At 37.8% G+C, this 18315-nt stretch carries 16 protein-coding genes; 11 read left to right on the forward strand and 5 right to left on the reverse strand.

What is annotated here, in order from left to right:
- The first annotated feature begins 186 nt into the window (after positions 1-186).
- The 3 genes from OK025_RS01895 to OK025_RS01905 all read left to right on the forward strand — a co-directional run bounded on the left by OK025_RS01895 (position 187) and on the right by OK025_RS01905 (position 4905).
- Positions 187-2826: a family 78 glycoside hydrolase catalytic domain gene (locus OK025_RS01895; RefSeq protein ID WP_317668113.1), complete on the forward strand. Its 2640-nt coding sequence runs from the start codon at positions 187-189 to the stop codon at positions 2824-2826.
- A 331-nt stretch (positions 2827-3157) separates the two neighbouring features.
- Positions 3158-4324, forward strand: coding sequence for an FN3 domain-containing metallophosphoesterase family protein (locus OK025_RS01900; RefSeq protein WP_317668114.1), 1167 nt, complete (start codon positions 3158-3160; stop codon positions 4322-4324).
- A 41-nt stretch (positions 4325-4365) separates the two neighbouring features.
- Positions 4366-4905 (forward strand): GNAT family protein, encoded by a 540-nt coding sequence (locus tag OK025_RS01905; RefSeq protein WP_317668115.1) that lies wholly within the window; start codon positions 4366-4368, stop codon positions 4903-4905.
- A 24-nt stretch (positions 4906-4929) separates the two neighbouring features.
- Here the strand turns inward: OK025_RS01905 and OK025_RS01910 are convergent, their stop codons facing one another.
- From OK025_RS01910 to OK025_RS01920, 3 genes are all read right to left on the reverse strand, one after another.
- Complete coding sequence (locus OK025_RS01910) at positions 4930-5787, reverse strand: alpha/beta hydrolase (protein WP_317668116.1); 858 nt, start codon at positions 5785-5787, stop codon at positions 4930-4932.
- Between the two features lie 165 nt (positions 5788-5952).
- The gene (locus tag OK025_RS01915) at positions 5953-6174 is read right to left on the reverse strand and encodes a methyltransferase type 11 (RefSeq protein WP_317668117.1); all 222 of its coding nucleotides are present in this window, start codon (positions 6172-6174) and stop codon (positions 5953-5955) included.
- Positions 6175-6666: 492 nt separating this feature from the next.
- The gene (locus tag OK025_RS01920) at positions 6667-6882 is read right to left on the reverse strand and encodes a hypothetical protein (RefSeq protein WP_317668118.1); all 216 of its coding nucleotides are present in this window, start codon (positions 6880-6882) and stop codon (positions 6667-6669) included.
- Positions 6883-7105: 223 nt separating this feature from the next.
- Between OK025_RS01920 and OK025_RS01925 the strand changes: the two genes are divergently transcribed.
- Positions 7106-9565 (forward strand): bifunctional YncE family protein/alkaline phosphatase family protein, encoded by a 2460-nt coding sequence (locus OK025_RS01925; protein WP_317668119.1) that lies wholly within the window; start codon positions 7106-7108, stop codon positions 9563-9565.
- 146 nt (positions 9566-9711) lie between these two features.
- Here the strand turns inward: OK025_RS01925 and OK025_RS01930 are convergent, their stop codons facing one another.
- Positions 9712-10308 carry an HD domain-containing protein gene (locus OK025_RS01930; protein WP_317668120.1) on the reverse strand — a complete coding sequence of 199 codons (597 nt, stop codon included), beginning with the start codon at positions 10306-10308 and terminating at the stop codon, positions 9712-9714.
- Between the two features lie 178 nt (positions 10309-10486).
- Between OK025_RS01930 and OK025_RS01935 the strand changes: the two genes are divergently transcribed.
- From OK025_RS01935 to OK025_RS01960, 6 genes are all read left to right on the forward strand, one after another.
- A complete protein-coding gene (locus OK025_RS01935) occupies positions 10487-11509 on the forward strand; it encodes an LLM class flavin-dependent oxidoreductase (RefSeq protein ID WP_317668121.1) in 1023 nt (340 codons plus the stop codon).
- Positions 11510-11522: 13 nt separating this feature from the next.
- Positions 11523-12644, forward strand: coding sequence for an NAD(P)-binding domain-containing protein (locus OK025_RS01940; protein ID WP_317668122.1), 1122 nt, complete (start codon positions 11523-11525; stop codon positions 12642-12644).
- Positions 12645-12808: 164 nt separating this feature from the next.
- Positions 12809-13720, forward strand: a complete 912-nt coding sequence (locus OK025_RS01945; protein ID WP_317668123.1) for a hypothetical protein — start codon at positions 12809-12811, stop codon at positions 13718-13720.
- A gap of 138 nt (positions 13721-13858) precedes the next feature.
- Positions 13859-14632 (forward strand): helix-turn-helix domain-containing protein, encoded by a 774-nt coding sequence (locus tag OK025_RS01950; protein WP_317668124.1) that lies wholly within the window; start codon positions 13859-13861, stop codon positions 14630-14632.
- Between the two features lie 197 nt (positions 14633-14829).
- Positions 14830-15327, forward strand: coding sequence for a DUF1772 domain-containing protein (locus tag OK025_RS01955; RefSeq protein ID WP_317668125.1), 498 nt, complete (start codon positions 14830-14832; stop codon positions 15325-15327).
- Positions 15328-15619: 292 nt separating this feature from the next.
- Entirely contained in the window at positions 15620-16123 is a 504-nt protein-coding gene (locus tag OK025_RS01960; RefSeq protein WP_317668126.1) for a hypothetical protein, read from the forward strand.
- A gap of 345 nt (positions 16124-16468) precedes the next feature.
- On the opposite strand, the gene OK025_RS01965 is transcribed toward OK025_RS01960, so the two are convergent.
- Positions 16469-17275, reverse strand: coding sequence for a hypothetical protein (locus tag OK025_RS01965; RefSeq protein WP_317668127.1), 807 nt, complete (start codon positions 17273-17275; stop codon positions 16469-16471).
- Positions 17276-17614: 339 nt separating this feature from the next.
- On the opposite strand from OK025_RS01965, the gene OK025_RS01970 reads away from it, so the two are divergent.
- The gene (locus OK025_RS01970) at positions 17615-18190 is read left to right on the forward strand and encodes a hypothetical protein (protein WP_317668128.1); all 576 of its coding nucleotides are present in this window, start codon (positions 17615-17617) and stop codon (positions 18188-18190) included.
- Positions 18191-18315 lie beyond the last annotated feature (125 nt).

Genomic DNA, 18315 nt, shown 5'->3' on the forward strand with positions numbered 1-18315 from the left:
ATTTTCCGTTATTATTAACGAATTTATAGATAGTTTTTCCAATCGATCTTAGCATAAGACAAGTTTTTCTTTAGTATCAGGATAGTACATGACGCTTATATAAAATTTATTGCCGACAATAGTTATAATACTTTTATACTCCAAACAACAGATTACTAATCAAATATAAAACCATCGATGAAGACTATGCTTCAAAAATTAGGAATATTAGGATTTCTGATCGTACTTAATCTCTCCACTTTCGCTCAAAAATTAGCGGTAATCGACCTAAAGGTAGAGCATCTGAGCAATCCATTGGCCATTGAAACCGAGATTCCGAGATTGAGCTGGAAAATAACCTCAACCGAGAAAAACACACAACAGGCGGAATATGAAGTCCGGGTGGGGACAAATCAAATTTCCTTAAATAAGGATAAAGATCTAGTTTGGAAACATCGAGCTTCTACAGACCAATCTGTGTTAATTGACTACGCGGGATCTCCCCTTCAGTCAAAGAAAAAATATTTTTGGCAAGTCCGGGTAAAAGATAATCATGGCAATACATCTGCCTGGTCCACAATTGGATTCTTTCAAATGGGAATCTCACCCTCTGATTGGTCTGCACAATGGATCACTGTCTCAGGAAAGGACACTTCAGCCCGCAGTCCACTTTTCAGAAAAGAATTCAGCCTGAAAAAAAAGATAAAATCAGCGATGGCCTATATTACGGCAAAAGGCCTATACGAAGCCAAGCTTAATGGCGCTCGTATAAGTGACACATATTTTGCTCCGGGATGGACCAGCTACAAGAACCAGTTGCAATACCAAGTTTACGATGTTACAGCATTGCTTAGGGTCGGTTCGAATGTACTGGGCGCAAGTCTTGGCAATGGCTGGTATAAAGGCCGTATTGGATTTGGAAACCAGCATAATTTCTATGGCGATACACGGGGACTGCTTTTACAACTTGAGGTCGAATATACCGACGGTACAAAGGAAACAATAAATACGGATGAGCACTGGAAGTATACTTATGGGCCAATTATGGCGTCTGATATCTATGATGGAGAGATTTACGATGCCAGAATGGAGATCACCGGATGGGATAATATTGATTTTAAAGAAGATAGCAATTGGAAGAAAGTAAATATAATGAACAAAGGAACGGAAAAGCTTATCGCGATGAGTGGCCCTCCTGTTAGGAAACATGAGCAGTTTAAAGCGCTCAGAATTTTTAAAACCCCAAAAGGGGAAACTGTGGTAGATTTTGGACAAAATTTGGTGGGATGGGTGATGTTGAAGGCACAGGGGCCCACTGGAACAAAGATCACACTAAGTCATGCTGAAGTACTTACTAAAGAAGGTAATTTTTATACAACAAATCTACGATCCGCTAAGGCACAGGACAGCTATATTTTAAAAGGCGGGGCCGAACAAGTCTTTGAACCGCATTTTACTTTTCAGGGTTTTAGGTATGTAAAAGTTGAGGGTTATCCCGGAGAATTAAAATCCGATGATCTAACGGCCGTGGCTCTCTATTCTGATATGGCGACAACGGGTATATTTACGACTTCCAATCCCCTAATCAATCAATTGCAGCACAATATTCAATGGGGACAAAAAGGAAATTTCGTAGATGTACCTACCGACTGTCCACAACGCGACGAACGCTTAGGTTGGACAGGCGATGCACAAGCTTTCGCGAACACCGCGGCTTACAACATGGATGTAGCAGGATTCTTTACGAAATGGCTAAAGGATGTCAAAACTGACCAACAACCCAGCGGACTCATTCCACATGTCGTACCAAATGTACTCGGTGTCAATGATGGTGCGTCAGCTGGTTGGGCCGATGTAGCCACAATTATTCCTTGGGATATGTACCGCGCTTATGGAGATCGCAGAATATTGGAAACACAATACGAAAGTATGCAAAAATGGGTGGGCTATATTACTTCTGTTGCGAAAAATAATCTCTGGAATTCAGGTTTTCATTTTGGTGACTGGCTTTTTTACCGTCCGAATGATGATAATGATGGAAGAGCCGCTGTAACCGATAAATATCTAATCGCACAGACTTTTTATGCTCACTCGACACAACTACTGATTAACGCAGCGGAGGTCTTAGGCAAAAAGGAAGACATCGCCAAATACACGGCATTACTTTCTAACATCAAAGCAGCCTTTGTAAAGGAGTATATGACTCCAACAGGTCGCCTCGTATCCGGTACACAGACTGCATATGTACTGGCACTGCAATTTGACATGTTGCCTGAAGAGCTACGATCTGCTTGTGCCGACCGCCTTGTTGCCAACATCCGCGATTATGGTAACCACCTCACTACAGGTTTCTTGGGCACCCCTTATATATGCCATGTCTTGACTCGATTTGGGCACAATGATGTTGCATACGACCTATTGATGCAAGAGAGTTATCCCTCGTGGCTCTACCCCGTGAAAATGGGCGCTACCACCATCTGGGAACGATGGGATGGTATTAAACCGGATGGATCTTTTCAAACGCCAGACATGAATTCCTACAACCATTACGCCTATGGCGCCATTGGTGACTGGATGTATCGAACAATAGCTGGAATTAACTCAGCAACAGATGCTCCGGGTTATAAATCTATCGTGATTGCTCCAAAACCGGGCGGCAAATTAACACAAGCAACTGCAGAACTTGAAACGGCATATGGTACGGTAAAATCGGCCTGGGTGTTGGAGAATAATCTATTGAAACTAGATGTGACTATCCCCGCCAATACACGAGCAACAATTATGCTCGCTGATTCTAGCCACGATGTAGGTTCGGGTACTTATCATTTCGAAAGTAGCATCAAATAAACATAAACGCCACGTCTCACGACGTGGCATTAAACTAAACATATGAAACAATTGCATTTTCAGTATCAACAGCTGGAAGATTTTTTAACTCTTTACCCTAAATATTTGATATCTCTGCAATAACTTTTGTGCAGTAAGTACTTTGATAAGCGAGTACCACGACCTCTTCAATAATACGTAGTGTTTCGACCAAGGTGACGGTTATTTTGCCTCCTTTTAGTTTAACAAGAGTGTTACATTATGATTGATAGCCTTTTCACACATTTTTATATCTTTAAATTGAAAAAAAATCATTTACGGAGGAACATCAATTATAGACCCTGGCACTAAAATGACGAAACTAAAATGTATCATCCTATTGTTGTTCTTCAATTGCTTTATCGCAATTGGTCAAGAGGCGATCAAAATAAATCACTTACCTTTCATTCAAGGTTTGACAGAGCAATCTGTTTCTATAATTTGGACAACAGACAAGCCAGCTACCGGCTGGGTTGAGCTGGCCCCAGATGACTCCAGTCACTTTTACTTTAAGGAAAGACCAAAATATTATGCGGCTGCCTATGGCTTCAAAAAAGTAGGCACCTTACATCAAGTTACATTGACCAACTTAAAACCCGGCACACGCTATAGATATCGTGTGTATAGTCAGGAAGTTCTCAAACATGTTGGAGTCAATGTGCAATATGGAAAAGTAGTGGCCACTGATGTCTATCAAAAAGCCCCCCTATTTTTCCAAACCTTTGGCAAGGCCACTTCTACCCATTTCACTGTTCTCAATGATATTCATGAACGCAACGAGATTCTCGACAAGCTGTTAGATGTTGGCGATCTAAAGACAAGTGATTTTGTGGTCTTTAATGGTGACATGGTAAATAACCTACTAACTGAAGCACAGATGTATGAGGGGTTTATGGATACAGCTATTAAAAGATTCGCCAGTGAAAAGCCAATGTTTTATTCAAGAGGAAATCACGAAACACGAGGTCCTTTTGCCATTGAGTATCCCAACTATTTCCCAACGCCAACGGGTAAATTATATTATCAGTTTAGACATGGAGATACGGGCTTCATCGTATTAGATTGTGGTGAAGATAAACCCGATACCGACATTGAATATAGTGGTATTGTGGATATGGATAATTATAGAAACGAACAAGCGGCCTGGTTAGCTCAAGCTGTTGAAGACCCGTCATTTAAAGATGCCAAATATAAGATCGTAATCTGTCATATGCCCCCGTTTGGTGGCTGGCATGGGGAACAAGAGATTCTGGAGAAATTTGTTCCTATCCTTAACAAAGCAGGAACACAGATCATGCTATCAGGTCATTTACATAAACACATCATCCAAAATGCGACAAATACGATACAATTTCCAATTATTGTAAACTCCAACAATAATATACTACGCGTAGATTTAAACGATGAAAAAGGGACGTTTAAAATTATCGATCAGCAAGGAAAAATGGTCGATCAGCTGGTCATCAAACCGTTAAAATAAACCATTTAGCCTCGTTAGTGATTTAATGCAATAAATGTTAAATGATGGTCAAGTTAAAACCACTCGCTCTTGAAGATGTCTCACCATTTTATGAATGGCTCAATGACGATTTATCTATTAAATATTCCCGCTCTCTTTTTCAGTCACTCCAATCAAAGGATCATATAGACAATTGGTTTCTATCCGTTGTCAACGATTCTAAAAATTTTAATCGTGGAATTTTCTTAAACGATTCGAATAAACTGATTGGGTATGCCGGCATTTGTAATATTTCTATGCCAAACAGATCCGGGGAGTATTTTATCTTTATAGGAGATCGCCAAGAATGGGGGAAAGGGATAGGCTCTTTAGTTACCAAATTAATCCTAGATATAGGGTTTGGAAATCTAGGGCTCAATAGAATTATGCTTACCGTATCTGAACCAAATTATGCCGCAGTAAAAGCGTATGAAAACGCCGGATTTAAACTGGAGGGGCGAATGCGTAAAGCCTGCTTTAGGGATAATCAATTTCACGACAAGCTATTGATGTCAATTCTGGAAGATGAATGGCACGATAGAAGAAACCTAGGTATAAAATAAAATTAATCGCTACATATTCCCGCACTATTTTGAATAGAATGTTTTTGGATACAACTTCTTAAAAGCGTTGTAGACCGCTTGATGTATTACAGTGGAATGCAATTCATCAGGCATGTAATCAAATACAAAATGAATTTTTTTATTGTTATTAAGTATATCAGATAACGCTATGGCCTCATCATACATTCTCACATCTTCTTCTTTATTGGGCACACCAAGATAAACCTTTGTATTTTTTCTCAAATTGCGTTGTAGAAACTCCTCTGCATTCTTCAATAAAGACTCCTCGCCCCACCACAAACTTGGACTTATAATAATGTAATCATCAAATAACTCGGGTTGTTTGAATAGTATTTCTACTGATAGAAGCCCAGCCAGTGATTCCCCTATTAAAGTCTGTTTTCCATTCGATTTATAATTACCACTTATATAGGGAATCAATTCATTTTTTATGAATGTCCTATATTTTTCAGAACCACCATACGAAGGAAAACTAGCTTTCTGAAAACCTTCCCTTTCTATAAAATCAGTATTTTCTACAGGAAAGGTAAAATCTCTTCTTCGCGTGTTTCCACCAATTCCAACGACAATACTCTGAGGGAATCTGTCGATCCAGGGTTGTGTACTGAAACGTACAATACCTGTAATATGAAAAAAATCTTCATCCATACCTCCATCAAGAACGTATACGATCGGATATCGAACAGAATCATTTGGATTATAATTATCGGGAAGATAAATATTGATCGTCCTATCTTCATTCAAAACCTTTGAATGCAATATTTCTGACCTACCTATCGATAATGGTATTCCTTTTTGTGCAAAACAAGCTGTATTAAAAATAAAGAGTATCAAGAAAAGGAGCATTCTATTACCTATCATATTCGACATATTACACTTACTATCAATGGATTTTAATTAATCTAATAACTGAAACCGTCCGCTTTCCAACTTCACAAGTCCAAGACTTTTGAATAAGGGCATCCGCCAATTACTAGTGCAATTTACAATGAAAAATAAATATAAGCGTAGTTTTTTAGCGTATGATTAAATGATCCTTTCACAACGATAGCCCCATTCAAACATCTTTCCAACGATACTGTTAACCTCGATTTCTAATTGTGAAGATTCAATTCTTAAAATACGTTCTTCATCGTCAAGATCGAAGTTAATTTTATAAGAGGAAAATAAGCTGACAAGCGTTGCAACGATTTGCTGTGCATCTTTTAATCGATAGACATTTGTTTTAAATATTTCGACTCGTTTCATTAGATCTGATTAGATTTTATTCAAAAAATACAATATTAATCCTATTCCGTTTACTTATTCTAAACTACAATATGGATCGTGCAACAGCTACATGGCTTCGATAAATACAATAAAAAATTCGGTAAGTATGGGGAATTAGACGGTAAATGCCTGTTTGGCTATTTAATAACAGCATGATAACCGTTCATAAATCCCTGAATAAGTTCATGTAGATTCAATAACAGAAATACGCAAATAACAATAGCAATAATAGCATAAAAAAACCACGATGAACTTTTCTTTTTCATAACAAGCTATTTAAGAGTAATCAATTTAAAAATATGGGCTTCACAACGATAGAAATTACACTAGATTTCTGTACAAAAGAACAAATAACATAGCATACCCTCCTGATAACTCAAGATATTAAAATTAATCTATATAACAATAAAATAATTTTAAAAATATATTTTTCAAAATCACAACTAATAGCTTTAATTAGGAAAGTTCTTATCACAAAATAGAACCTTTGTAATCCATATGAGATTGAACTTTATCTTGTTGCATATTTTTAGGGCTATTGATTTTCATTGTTCGATTGATTGAAGATTCATATTCAATTGTGGTATCCACAATATTCACCCGGTGCTCTTGAGTTTTCTCGCCGGCAGCGAGGGTAATCATTCCCACTACGGTTAAAATTGCTAATGAATTAAAGAAGTGTATCATAAATAAAGATTGAATAGTTTATCGATCTAAATTCAAGCAATTATATTAAAAAAACTACATCTTTTCGGTGAAAGAACAATTTAAGTCGGTAAACAACAGACTTTTATCTATTAACCGAACTATTATGACTATTAATGATCGGATAAAAGAGTGCTATATTAAGTTTTCTTTAATTTTGAAGCTTCCTATTTAGTCTGACTATTCAATTTCGTAAATATGTCCCATGAAAAGAATAGGAACATTTATTTTGACAACGTGTATGTTTGCAACCTCACAACTCACATTCAGTCAAAACAATATACAAAATAGGATTAGTTCAATTTTGGAAAGCAATAAAGTTGGACTACCAAATGGTTGGACACTAACCCCTGTTGGAAAACAAATAGAGCTCGGCGATCTACCACTGAACTTAGTTATCAGCCACAATAAAAAGCTTGCAGCGGTTAGCAATAATGGACAAAGTACACAAACCATCGATCTGATCGATCTATCTCTACAACGAAAAATCGATAGCATTGAAATCCCAAAATCTTGGTATGGATTAGCTTTCTCTAGCGATGACAACACATTATACGCTTCCGGAGGACATGATAATTTGATTAGGATATATAAAATCAAAGACGGAAGAATGACATCAAAAGATTCTATCGTTCTTGGCAAACCATGGCCCAATAAAATAGGTATAGCAGGATTGGCTATTGATGATAAAAATAAACAGCAATTATACACCGTCACCCGAGAAGATAAAAAACTATATGTGATAGATTTAAAAACCAAAGCGACAAAAGCAAGCTATGATCTTGGAGCCGAAGGGTATACCTGTCAGCTAAGCCCTGATACAAAACAACTTTACATCAGTGTTTGGGGCGGAGAAAAAATTTTAGTGTGGGATGTAACACAGCAAAAGATAACCAAAGAAATCACCGTAGGAAACCATCCTAATGAAATTACTTTGAGTAAAAATGGCAAATGGCTTTTTGTAGCCAATGCAAATGATAACTCTGTTTCCATTATCGATACCAAATCGGGAACTGCGGTAGAAACATTGAACGCAGCATTGTATCCTAATGCTCCAAGTGGATCGACCAGTAATGCTGTTGCCTTGTCTCCAGACAGTAAAACGCTTTATATTGCAAATGCAGACAACAATTGCCTGGCAGTTTTTGACGTCAGTAGTCCTGGTCGATCTATTTCGAAAGGATTTATTCCAGTAGGTTGGTATCCAACTAATGTAAAAGTGGTAGGTAAAACAATTTTGGTTGCAAATGGCAAAGGCCTATCATCCAAAGCTAATCCACAAGGCCCCAATCCGACAGACCAAAAGGAAAAAGTCGACCGTCATGCCGGTGACCTCAATAAACCAAAAGAGATACAATATATCGCTGGTCTTTTCAAAGGAACCCTTAGTTTTATCTCTACCCCTAAACCAGAAGAACTGGCCCTCTATTCTCAGGCAGTATATCATAACACACCTTATTCGAAAGAAAAAGAACTACAAACAGAAGGAGAATTCGGAAACCCTATCCCGATGAAAGTCGGCGCTCCCTCCCCGATCAAATTCGTATTTTATGTTATTAAAGAAAATCGTACATACGATCAAGTTCTAGGTGATGTCAAACAAGGAAATGGGGATGCCTCACTTTGTTTATTTGGCGAAAAAATCACGCCCAATCAACACAAAATTGTCAATGAATTTGTGCTTTTAGACAATTTCTATGTCGATGCGGAAGTTAGCGCGGATGGCCATAATTGGAGTATGGGTGCTTATGCCACAGACTACCTCGAGAAAACCTGGCCGTCAAGTTACGGCGGTCGCGGTGGTACTTATGGAGGAGAAGGGGAACGGGAAATAGCCAACAATAAAGGCGGCTTTATTTGGGATAATGCCAAGCGGCACCAGGTATCCTATCGTACCTATGGCGAATTTGCAGACAAAGGAAAGCCTAACGTAAAATCTTTGGAAGGCCATGTTGCTACAGGATATACAAGCTATGACCTCAGCGTGGCTGATACCACACGAATAAGACAATGGAAAGCCGATTTTGACCAACTCATACAGAAAGGGGAAATGCCACAACTCACCACGATACGAATCAGCAACGACCACACAGAAGGAATGCGCGCAGGCAAGAAATCACCCTATGCACATGTAGCGGATAATGACCTCGCAGTAGGGATGTTTGTGGATCATATCAGCAAGAGTCCAATATGGAAAGAATCGGCAATATTTATACTGGAAGATGATGCCCAGAATGGTCCTGATCATGTGGACGCGCACCGTAGTCCTGCTTACTTAATCAGTCCATATGTAAAAAGAAGAGCTGTAGATCACGCGATGTATTCGACCTCAGGAATGATCAGAACCATAGAGCTGATTTTAGGGATGAAGCCAATGACACAATACGATGCTGCAGCAACACCTATGTGGCGATCATTCAGCAATATTCCCGATTATACTCCGTTTGACCATGTTGATGCAAATGTAAACCTCAACGAGCGAAACCCCAGTAAGGGAAAACTGGCAATATGGAGTGACAAATATGATTGGTCGAAGGAAGACGCTGTGCCCGATTTAGTATTTAATGAAATTCTATGGCAGGGACTTAAAGGAGAGTCTGCTCCGGCTCCTAAAAGAGCAGCATTCTTAAAAGTAAACGAAAAGAAGGAGGACGATGACGATTAAAATCAATGTATAAAATAACAATGGCCAGCACGGATATGAAGTTGAAGTGCTGGTCGTTGATGATCAGAATCCATTAAAAAAAATGGGATCTTGCGCTTGCGCTAATTTCTGTTTTAATCTATGAGCCATCTAAAGAATCCAATAGGCTAATCCTTTTTTAGAATCCCTTGAGTAACTCCCGCATCAATCAACTTTTCAGCATATGCCCATAATAGTGCCGAGCCATCTTTGATGACAGATTTTTTGGCATGGACCTTTTGATAATTTACACCAGGCTCATTCCATGTTCCTCCGTTATTGGAGCTATTTTGCAAAAGCGGTTCCAAACGATCCATTGCTCGAGCAAACTGGGCTTCCTGCGTCTGCCCTGCTTCAAACTCTTCCCATATTGCAATGAGATCTTCCGCCTGCTCCTCAGGTAAAATTCCGAAGATCCGTTGCGCTGCTAAACGTTCTGCATCGGTATTGGTGTGATTCATTTCTGTATCATAGATAAAGGTATCCCCAGCATCAATTTCTACAATATCGTGTATCAACACCATTTTGACAACTTTCAATAAGTCCACTGATTCATTTGCGTGCTCTAGAAGAACGATGGCCATTAATGCAAGGTGCCAACTATGCTCTGCATCATTCTCAGGACGGTCACTGTGGAAGAGCTTTGTTTTGCGTTGGATGTATTTAATTTTATCTATTTCTTTAATAAACTCGATTTGTTTTAATAATCTATCTGAAAGTTCCATTCTTAATCCGCTATAGTATTGAATAATACACAAATTTACTCTTTTTAGGGTGTAGCTTAATTGTCATTTGACAATTCCATTCAAATCGCATATTATTTACACCCATCGGACAATCCATACGACTTAAATAACGGCAACATTTATTAAATTTGATAGACAACAAATCCTACTGTGATTTATGAAAAAAATAGGCTTTCTATCTTTTGGCCATTGGTCCAAACATCCTGCATATAGTACGCAGACGGCAAGTGACACATTACTGCAGTCAATCGATCTAGCGGTAGCCGCGGAGGAAATAGGGATTGATGGCGCATATTTCCGCGTGCACCATTTTGCTAATCAGCTGGCATCTCCCTTTCCTTTGTTATCGGCTATTGGAGCAAAAACCTCTAAAATTGAAATCGGTACCGGTGTAATCGACATGCGCTATGAAAACCCTCTTTATATGGTGGAAGATGCCGGAGCTGCGGATTTAATCTCTGGAGGCAGATTACAGCTTGGTATTAGCCGAGGTTCTCCCGAACAAGTAATTGATGGCTGGCGCTATTTTGGTTACAATCTAGCGGAAGGTGAAACCGACGCAGATATGGGAAGGCATAAAGCTTTGGAGTTTTTGGAAAGGCTTCAAGGTATTGGTTTCGCCGAACCAAATCCCTACCCGATGTTTCCAAACCCACCAGGGTTATTAAGACTCGAACCGCATTCGGAAGGTCTACGTGACCGCATTTGGTGGGGAGCAGCGTCCAATGCAACAGCCGTATGGGCGGCCCAAAATAGAATGCACCTCCAAAGTTCTACCTTAAAATATGATGAAAATGGTAAACCTTTTCACATTCAGCAGGCCGAACAAATACGTCTATATAAACAAGCCTGGAAGGAAGCGGGGCATGCTGGCGAGCCTCGCGTATCTGTCAGCCGATCCATTTTTGCTTTGGTCGATGATTTAGATCGTTATTACTTCGGGCAAGAGGCTGACAAAACAGATAAAATTGGAGTGATCGAATCGGACAAAAGAACAATTTTTGGACGGAGTTATGCAGCTGAACCAGATCAACTCGTAAAAGAGTTAGCGCAGGATGAAGCAATCCAAGAAGCTGACACCCTACTCTTGACCATTCCAAACACTTTAGGGGTAGACTATAACATTCATATTCTTTCCGCTATTTTGGAACACGTGGCCCCCGAGCTCGGTTGGCGTTAACTCTTCTGAACTGATGATTAATAATATTCGCTATAAAACAAAAATTGCCGTCATAGGCGCTGGACAAGCGGGACTTTCCGCTGCTTATCATTTGAAGAAACTCGGCCTTAAAATCGGGCCAGATTTCATCATCTTGGATGAAGCTTCCAGGCCTGGAGGAGCTTGGCAATTTCGCTGGGATTCGCTCACTTTAAGCACTGTCAATAAAATACACGATTTACCGGGCATGTCGTTTGAAGAAACTTTGTCTACAACGGATACGGAGGTGCAGGCCAATACCGCAGTTCCCCATTATTTTGAACTTTATGAGAAGAAATTTGGACTTCAAGTATATCGGCCAGCCAAAGTAGAAAAAGTCTATCCATACCAGGATCGTTTTCACATCGACACGGCAAACACACTTTTCTCCGCTCTCGGCATTATAAACGCTACGGGAACATGGGAAAACCCATACATTCCTGATTATCCCGGTGCGGAGCTATTCCAGGGCGAACAACTACATACAAAAGATTTTAGAACCGCAGATTATTTCCGAGGCAAGCATGTTATTGTTGTTGGAGGCGGCATCTCTGCAATTCAATTATTGGACCAAATCTCCCAGGTAACGACAACAACCTGGGTTACACGTCGCCCACCTTTATTTAGAGATGGGCCCTTCGATGACATGGCGGGTCATAATGCTGTTGCGATGGTAGAAGAACGGGTACGACTCGGACTTCCGCCTTTGTCTGTTGTATCCGTCACTGGCCTCCCCTACTCTACCGAAATCCAGGAGATGGAAAAACGTGGTGTCCTTAAACGTTTTCCGATGTTTAAAGAAATAACGAAAAAGGGAATCAAATGGGAGGACGGAACCGAACAAAAAGCGGATGTTATACTTTGGAATACAGGCTTCAAAAGTTCATTGAGTCATTTGGATGCCGTACTACCGAAAGAAGAACAGGGCGGTATCCAAATGGCAGGTCGACTGGCTACCATGGTGGCCAAGGAACCGCGAATTCATCTCGTAGGCTACGGCCCATCGGCATCCACTATTGGAGCAAACCGCGCTGGAGGTGCTGCCGCCAGAGAACTTCTAAAAACCCTTTCAACAGTCTACCTGAATACAAATACATTTAGCAGAAGCCAACTGTAATCATAGTTTTAATTTTGAGCACAGTAATAAAAGGTCAATTTATTTTGTACGCTATTTAAAAACACTGCGAATCTTAAAATTAAAACCATTATTGCCTACTGTTCACTGAAACAAAGGTATTATTGCAGGCGATCAATACGAGGCACCGATATAGTTTAATTGATATGGGATATTTCAAACAACAACTCCGTACAAAAATAATAAACCAGAGCCGGGAATGGTTATTGGGATTATTGGCAATAACATTTTATAGCTGCAATTCTCAAAACGATAATACGTATACAACTAATTCTTTTTTAGTCTACCAAAAAATCGATAGCCTAAAAATCGGAGATTATAACCTTGTAGAACAGGACTGCTCCCTTATAGCCGACAAGCACTATAAATTTTCTATTTTTAAGAACGACACAAGTTGTTTCTTTCAGGTAGAAAAATTACAGGATAATCATTGGCACCTCATTATGCGAGATTTGGATTATGGGACCAATAATTCAGGATTATCTTTTAGCGATCAAAATAAAGACGGTTTTGACGATATTGTATGGAACAAAAAGTGGCAAGAACATGCCTATTTGTTTAATCCAAAGGTTGAGAACTTTATTGAGATAGGTGAATACCACGATAGCAAACCACTTAAGATCAATGGGAAAACCATGCTCTATAAGCATAGTTTTCCTATTCAGTACTTTTGTAATGAAGAGAAATCTATGAACTCAGTTTGCGGAGAAATCATCGAAACACATTCAGAACTCTTTGCTATCGATGAAAATTATCAAAAAATTAGCATAGCAACATTGGATAATTTCGACAGTTATGATTATCCCACAGGTGACAGCTGCGTGCAGGCTATCAAATGTTATACCCCGCCCTACAGGGGACGTTACAGCAAAATAAGCATTTGGAATATTGGACCAGCGGTGGATTCAGTTGTTTTAAGAAGTGATCGGAGTCATTACAATCCTTCATTGGATTCGAATTGGATTGCCAATTACTGGCGAAATAATTATGTTAAATTACTGCAACATGCACAATTATTTCAGGTGAGAAGAAAAAAACCGCTCTACTATTTCAAATAAATTGAATCAGCGAGACTGAATTCAAATTCTACACATCACAGCAGATCCATTAATTAAATTCCGACGATTATTCTTATTTGATATATCTGTATATTTATGATTATAAAAAGTCATAACGCAAAGACAAACAGTTCATAGATGCATCCTCAGATTATCAGTCCAAACAAATCCATTGCATTATTTGTAAAGGAGATCCTGATATATGAATGTCACGAAAATTATTGCATAAACTTACCTTTTTATGCCGACGGTTACCCTGGCTTGTTATTTCAACGATCCGGCAGCGATTTTATCATCAGGCCACATAACAAAAAAATGTCTCCTATTTTTCTTTATGGCCAAACGATTAAACCAATTTCAATTGATACAACGGGTCCTCTTCAAATTATTGTTTTTCAATTTTATCCGTTTGTATTACGCTCATTTTGGAATATTTCTCCAGAAAGTATAAATGACGATTGCTATGATTTAGACAATAACGAAAATACAATTTTCCAACAGCTAGCTCGTAAATTAACTACGGCTTGCAGCCCTGAAAACAGCATCCATTTACTAACACAAGTGCTCGCCAGCTTTTTTGACAGCAAAAAGAAGAACCTAGATTTTTCTATTAGGCAAGCGATCCTAAGTATCATCGAAAATAGGAGCCAAGTTACTATTAGGCAAATCGCCGAAAGAGAAGCGTTAAACATACGGACTTTGGAAAGAAGATTTCTTAAAGAAACAGGGATATCCGCCAAACAATTCGCTAAAATAGTGCAGTTTCAGAATGCTCTTAAACAACTCAACAACAAAGATTTCCAAAAACTAACGGATATTGTTTACGAAAATGGATTCGCAGACCAATCACATTTTATTCGTGTATTTAAAGCCTTTACAGGCAAAACTCCTACATTTTTCAACAAAATATAGTTGATTGTCGTTTTTATTCTATTTTGAGAAACAGCTTATCACAACTTTTGTATTGTACAAGGGCTAGGTAAACGTCCAGTATTTAAAATAGTCTAAACTTATCTTCAAGAGGAATAATGCAAATTAAACTCTTTGATTGTTTCTACGACTACTTCATGAGGTTCAATAAAACAATTGTATAACAAAAAAATACAGCTATGAAATCACAAGACATCATTTTAGCACTGGCAACTATATTTTCGGCAATTATATCGGGACTATTTTTCTCATATACTTTTTCAGTCAATTTAGGCTTACATAAACTCAACGATAAAGCCTATTTGATGGCTATGCAAAATATAAATAGAGAAATACTAAACCCTGCTTTCTACTGTTGTTTTCTCGGGGCACCGATTTTACTGGCCATTGCTTCCGTATTATTTTTTGATATACATTCACCAAAATTCTATTTAATCCTAACGGCTTGTCTGAGCTATATCATTGGCGTATTTATGATTACAGGCACGCAAAATGTTCCCTTAAACAATCAATTAAGCTCGATTGACCTTTCGATATCTTCGGAAACATCCCTGAGACTTGTGCGTGATACCTTTGAAAAACCCTGGGTATTTTGGAATAATGTCCGGACATACTGCTCCTTACTTACACTTATTCTTCTAATTATTAATCTAGTTTTATTTAAATCAAAAAACTAATCCTGGCACCATTAGTACAAGATCAGGTATTTAGCGAAAAACAATTCAATGGATACGAATTTAAATTCATTCTCAACGAATTTAAATCATGCACTAAAACCAACTGATCAACACATTACTTTTACAAAAAGATAATCGTTCTTTATTGAACAAAAGCTAAAGTCATCATGAACATACGTCCATGATCAAAAAAACAAGTGGCTTTAAAACAACGCAAAGGAGCGTAGCGTTATTAAATATGACCAACACCAAATAAGAAGACATATATAATTATAATTAAAGAATCTTTTCCATGAAAACAAAACATTCCATCTCAGCATTATTTCTGGCATTTTTTGTCCTTACATTGTTTACCTCTTGCAATGGAGACTCTGTCGATACGGTAAAAGCTATCGAATCAAACTATGAAAACCACGATAAGACCATCGAATTAATAGGTGAATTTGATGCACCTTCTTTCACTTTTTCTTCTGGCAAATCGAAAACCATGGCCATGAATTTTGTGGTTAAATCTCACGCTTTCAGCTCAGAAAAATTCACTGCTTTCAGTGTGATTTTACCCGTAGGAACAGGAAAGAACAATGTATTATTTAACGTCCCTGCTGATCAAAAAAATTATACACTCAAGAATTTCGATGTATTTGATGACAATGGAGAAAAAATAAACCTTGATTCGCATACAACATTCAAAATGAAGGGAAAAGTACATTACAGTGAAATGGAAAAACCTGAAAATGAACGCGAAAAAGATAACTTTTCGTATAAAATAACCGATGTAAGTTTTGTGAAAGATTAAAATTGGAGATCGCCATCTTCAAAAAAATAAACATTTTATCCATCTAAAATGTGCTATAAGAAGGCAACTGGGGGAGCAGTATACGATTTCAATTGAACGCTACGAACACGCTTGAATAATGAGCAACCTATATTCTTGCTGCGTTAATAACTATTTAAGCTTATTATATATACTAGGCATACCGAAATAGCAGGCAACAACATGTTCGTACACGTTCAATTTAGGATCAAAAATAGAAATAAAAACTAACATAATTAGTTTTTATTTCTATTTATTTTAGCAAAAAAAAAAAAAAAAAAAAACAGAATACTTCCTGTTTAAAAGAGCATTATTAAGGTATTGCTCCTATAATGAACGACTAATATCTACAACATTAAAAATTTGGTCAACGTCATCCAAACTTACTTCAAAATCAGGATATCTTGTTTTATCAACATTAAGCGAACGGAGGGTAAGAATTCCGTTGTTTACGTCATGTTTTGCAATTTCCTTAATAATAACGCCCTCATATTTATGCACAATAACCCAATAACGATATTTATGGGTATGAAATTTTGATTGCCATAACTCCCGCTTAATCAAACGTCCTGTTACAATATCACCATCCAATACGCTTGCATCTGTCCCATCCGTCATACTTTCACCGCTAACTTCAAAGGAACGATAAGCCCCTTTGTGGAATTCATTCACTGTAATAAAATGTGCCGGCAAATCATCCATATATTCGGTATCGGAAAAACCAGATAAATAGCCCGCTTTTGCTTTCTCAGTAACAAGTTTAGTTTGCATCAAATATCGTCCCGGAGAAACTTCAAAGAATATATTATTCTTGTTTTCATCAATAAACTTGACATCTTCCGAAAAGTATCCTATAGATTTACCGTTTCCCATGTTAAGCATCGCTATCGTGTCGGGTTGAACTGAAGGAACAGTCCATTCTCTTTCCCCTTTTCCATACAAGAGCCAGTCATACTGAATATGCGGGAAGGCTTTTTGAATACGTGTTTTCATTGTAAGTCCAATAGGATACTCGCCTTTTTTAATGCGCGAGTATACCTGCTCGCGTACGCCTAGCAAGGCCGCAAATTCACGATTTGTAACACGCATTTCCAAGCGTAAAACTTCAAAATTATTATTTGGATAAGTTTCCATAGTTGACAGAGCATTTAACAAATGTTACACAGATAGATAACAATCTGACACTAAGTTACACAACTTATTAAACCTAAACAAATAGACAACCTTTAAAAAATAAAAAACCATTGATTTTCAAACAGTTAAAGTTAAACAAATAAGTTTATTATTTTATAAAAAACCTAAAAATACCGTAAAAATAGTCTTGACAAATTAACAAATTTGTTTAACTTTGTTTAACAAAAAAAGAATAAAAATAGCGAATCCATAGAATAGACAAACGGGTTGAAGAACGGGCTATTTACAGGATTTCCCATTTACGAGACGAAAAATCAGTTCATACTTAATTGCATAAAAATGGAACAGCTCATTAAACACAATCCTAGGCAGCCAGCGGTTTATCCCGGGGAGCCCAATCAATCACACAATCAAAATAATATTTTAAGAATAGAGGAAACAATACGATTAACAGGTAAAAACAGCTCACAACGTATGAACACGTTATATCATTCATTTATCATGAGTTTCTTAAAGGAAAATCATCCCGAAATACTAAAATCTATTGATAAGATATACGAATCTGACCTTTCTAAAATCAACAAAGTGATCGATTGCTATTGCCAATTTGTGGGTATCCCCCCACAACAGATCATGGGAGAATATATCAATTATAAGGATATTCAGCATCGTTATAAAGCGATAGCGGTTGTTTTGCGCATTTTTCAACCTGAAAAGTTGGATAATCAGAAAACAAAAGTAAAAAGCAGCATATATAAAGAACTAGGGCCCTATTTAAAAATAAATAATGACACAATACAGAAATCCATCATATGCGCCTGCAACCAATTTGACCTATACCGAGACTTCAAACGAGAGATCAAGCAAATTGCAAATTATTACCTTATTGATACCCGTTTCAATAACGACCAGTGATCCTTTACCAGAAAACACTAATTTTTCCGACAAATCCGGTTATTGTTACTATAAACGAATAAATAGTCCTTGAAAAATGATTACTCAAGGACTATCTTTTAGGCTCCAAATTTATCCTCCCTACT

Source organism: Sphingobacterium sp. UGAL515B_05 (assembly GCF_033097525.1).
In the GTDB taxonomy this organism is placed as follows: domain Bacteria; phylum Bacteroidota; class Bacteroidia; order Sphingobacteriales; family Sphingobacteriaceae; genus Sphingobacterium.

Coding starts and splice junctions, on each gene's coding strand:
- OK025_RS01940 (WP_317668122.1), top strand. CDS start 11,523: ATGATTAATAATATTCGCTATAAAACAAAAATTGCCGTCATAGGCGCT.
- OK025_RS01915 (WP_317668117.1), bottom strand. CDS start 6,174: ATGAAACGAGTCGAAATATTTAAAACAAATGTCTATCGATTAAAAGAT.
- OK025_RS01945 (WP_317668123.1), top strand. CDS start 12,809: ATGGGATATTTCAAACAACAACTCCGTACAAAAATAATAAACCAGAGC.
- OK025_RS01920 (WP_317668118.1), bottom strand. CDS start 6,882: ATGATACACTTCTTTAATTCATTAGCAATTTTAACCGTAGTGGGAATG.
- OK025_RS01905 (WP_317668115.1), top strand. CDS start 4,366: ATGATGGTCAAGTTAAAACCACTCGCTCTTGAAGATGTCTCACCATTT.
- OK025_RS01970 (WP_317668128.1), top strand. CDS start 17,615: ATGGAACAGCTCATTAAACACAATCCTAGGCAGCCAGCGGTTTATCCC.
- OK025_RS01965 (WP_317668127.1), bottom strand. CDS start 17,275: ATGGAAACTTATCCAAATAATAATTTTGAAGTTTTACGCTTGGAAATG.
- OK025_RS01960 (WP_317668126.1), top strand. CDS start 15,620: ATGAAAACAAAACATTCCATCTCAGCATTATTTCTGGCATTTTTTGTC.
- OK025_RS01900 (WP_317668114.1), top strand. CDS start 3,158: ATGACGAAACTAAAATGTATCATCCTATTGTTGTTCTTCAATTGCTTT.
- OK025_RS01935 (WP_317668121.1), top strand. CDS start 10,487: ATGAAAAAAATAGGCTTTCTATCTTTTGGCCATTGGTCCAAACATCCT.
- OK025_RS01930 (WP_317668120.1), bottom strand. CDS start 10,308: ATGGAACTTTCAGATAGATTATTAAAACAAATCGAGTTTATTAAAGAA.
- OK025_RS01910 (WP_317668116.1), bottom strand. CDS start 5,787: ATGATAGGTAATAGAATGCTCCTTTTCTTGATACTCTTTATTTTTAAT.
- OK025_RS01925 (WP_317668119.1), top strand. CDS start 7,106: ATGAAAAGAATAGGAACATTTATTTTGACAACGTGTATGTTTGCAACC.
- OK025_RS01895 (WP_317668113.1), top strand. CDS start 187: ATGCTTCAAAAATTAGGAATATTAGGATTTCTGATCGTACTTAATCTC.
- OK025_RS01950 (WP_317668124.1), top strand. CDS start 13,859: ATGCATCCTCAGATTATCAGTCCAAACAAATCCATTGCATTATTTGTA.
- OK025_RS01955 (WP_317668125.1), top strand. CDS start 14,830: ATGAAATCACAAGACATCATTTTAGCACTGGCAACTATATTTTCGGCA.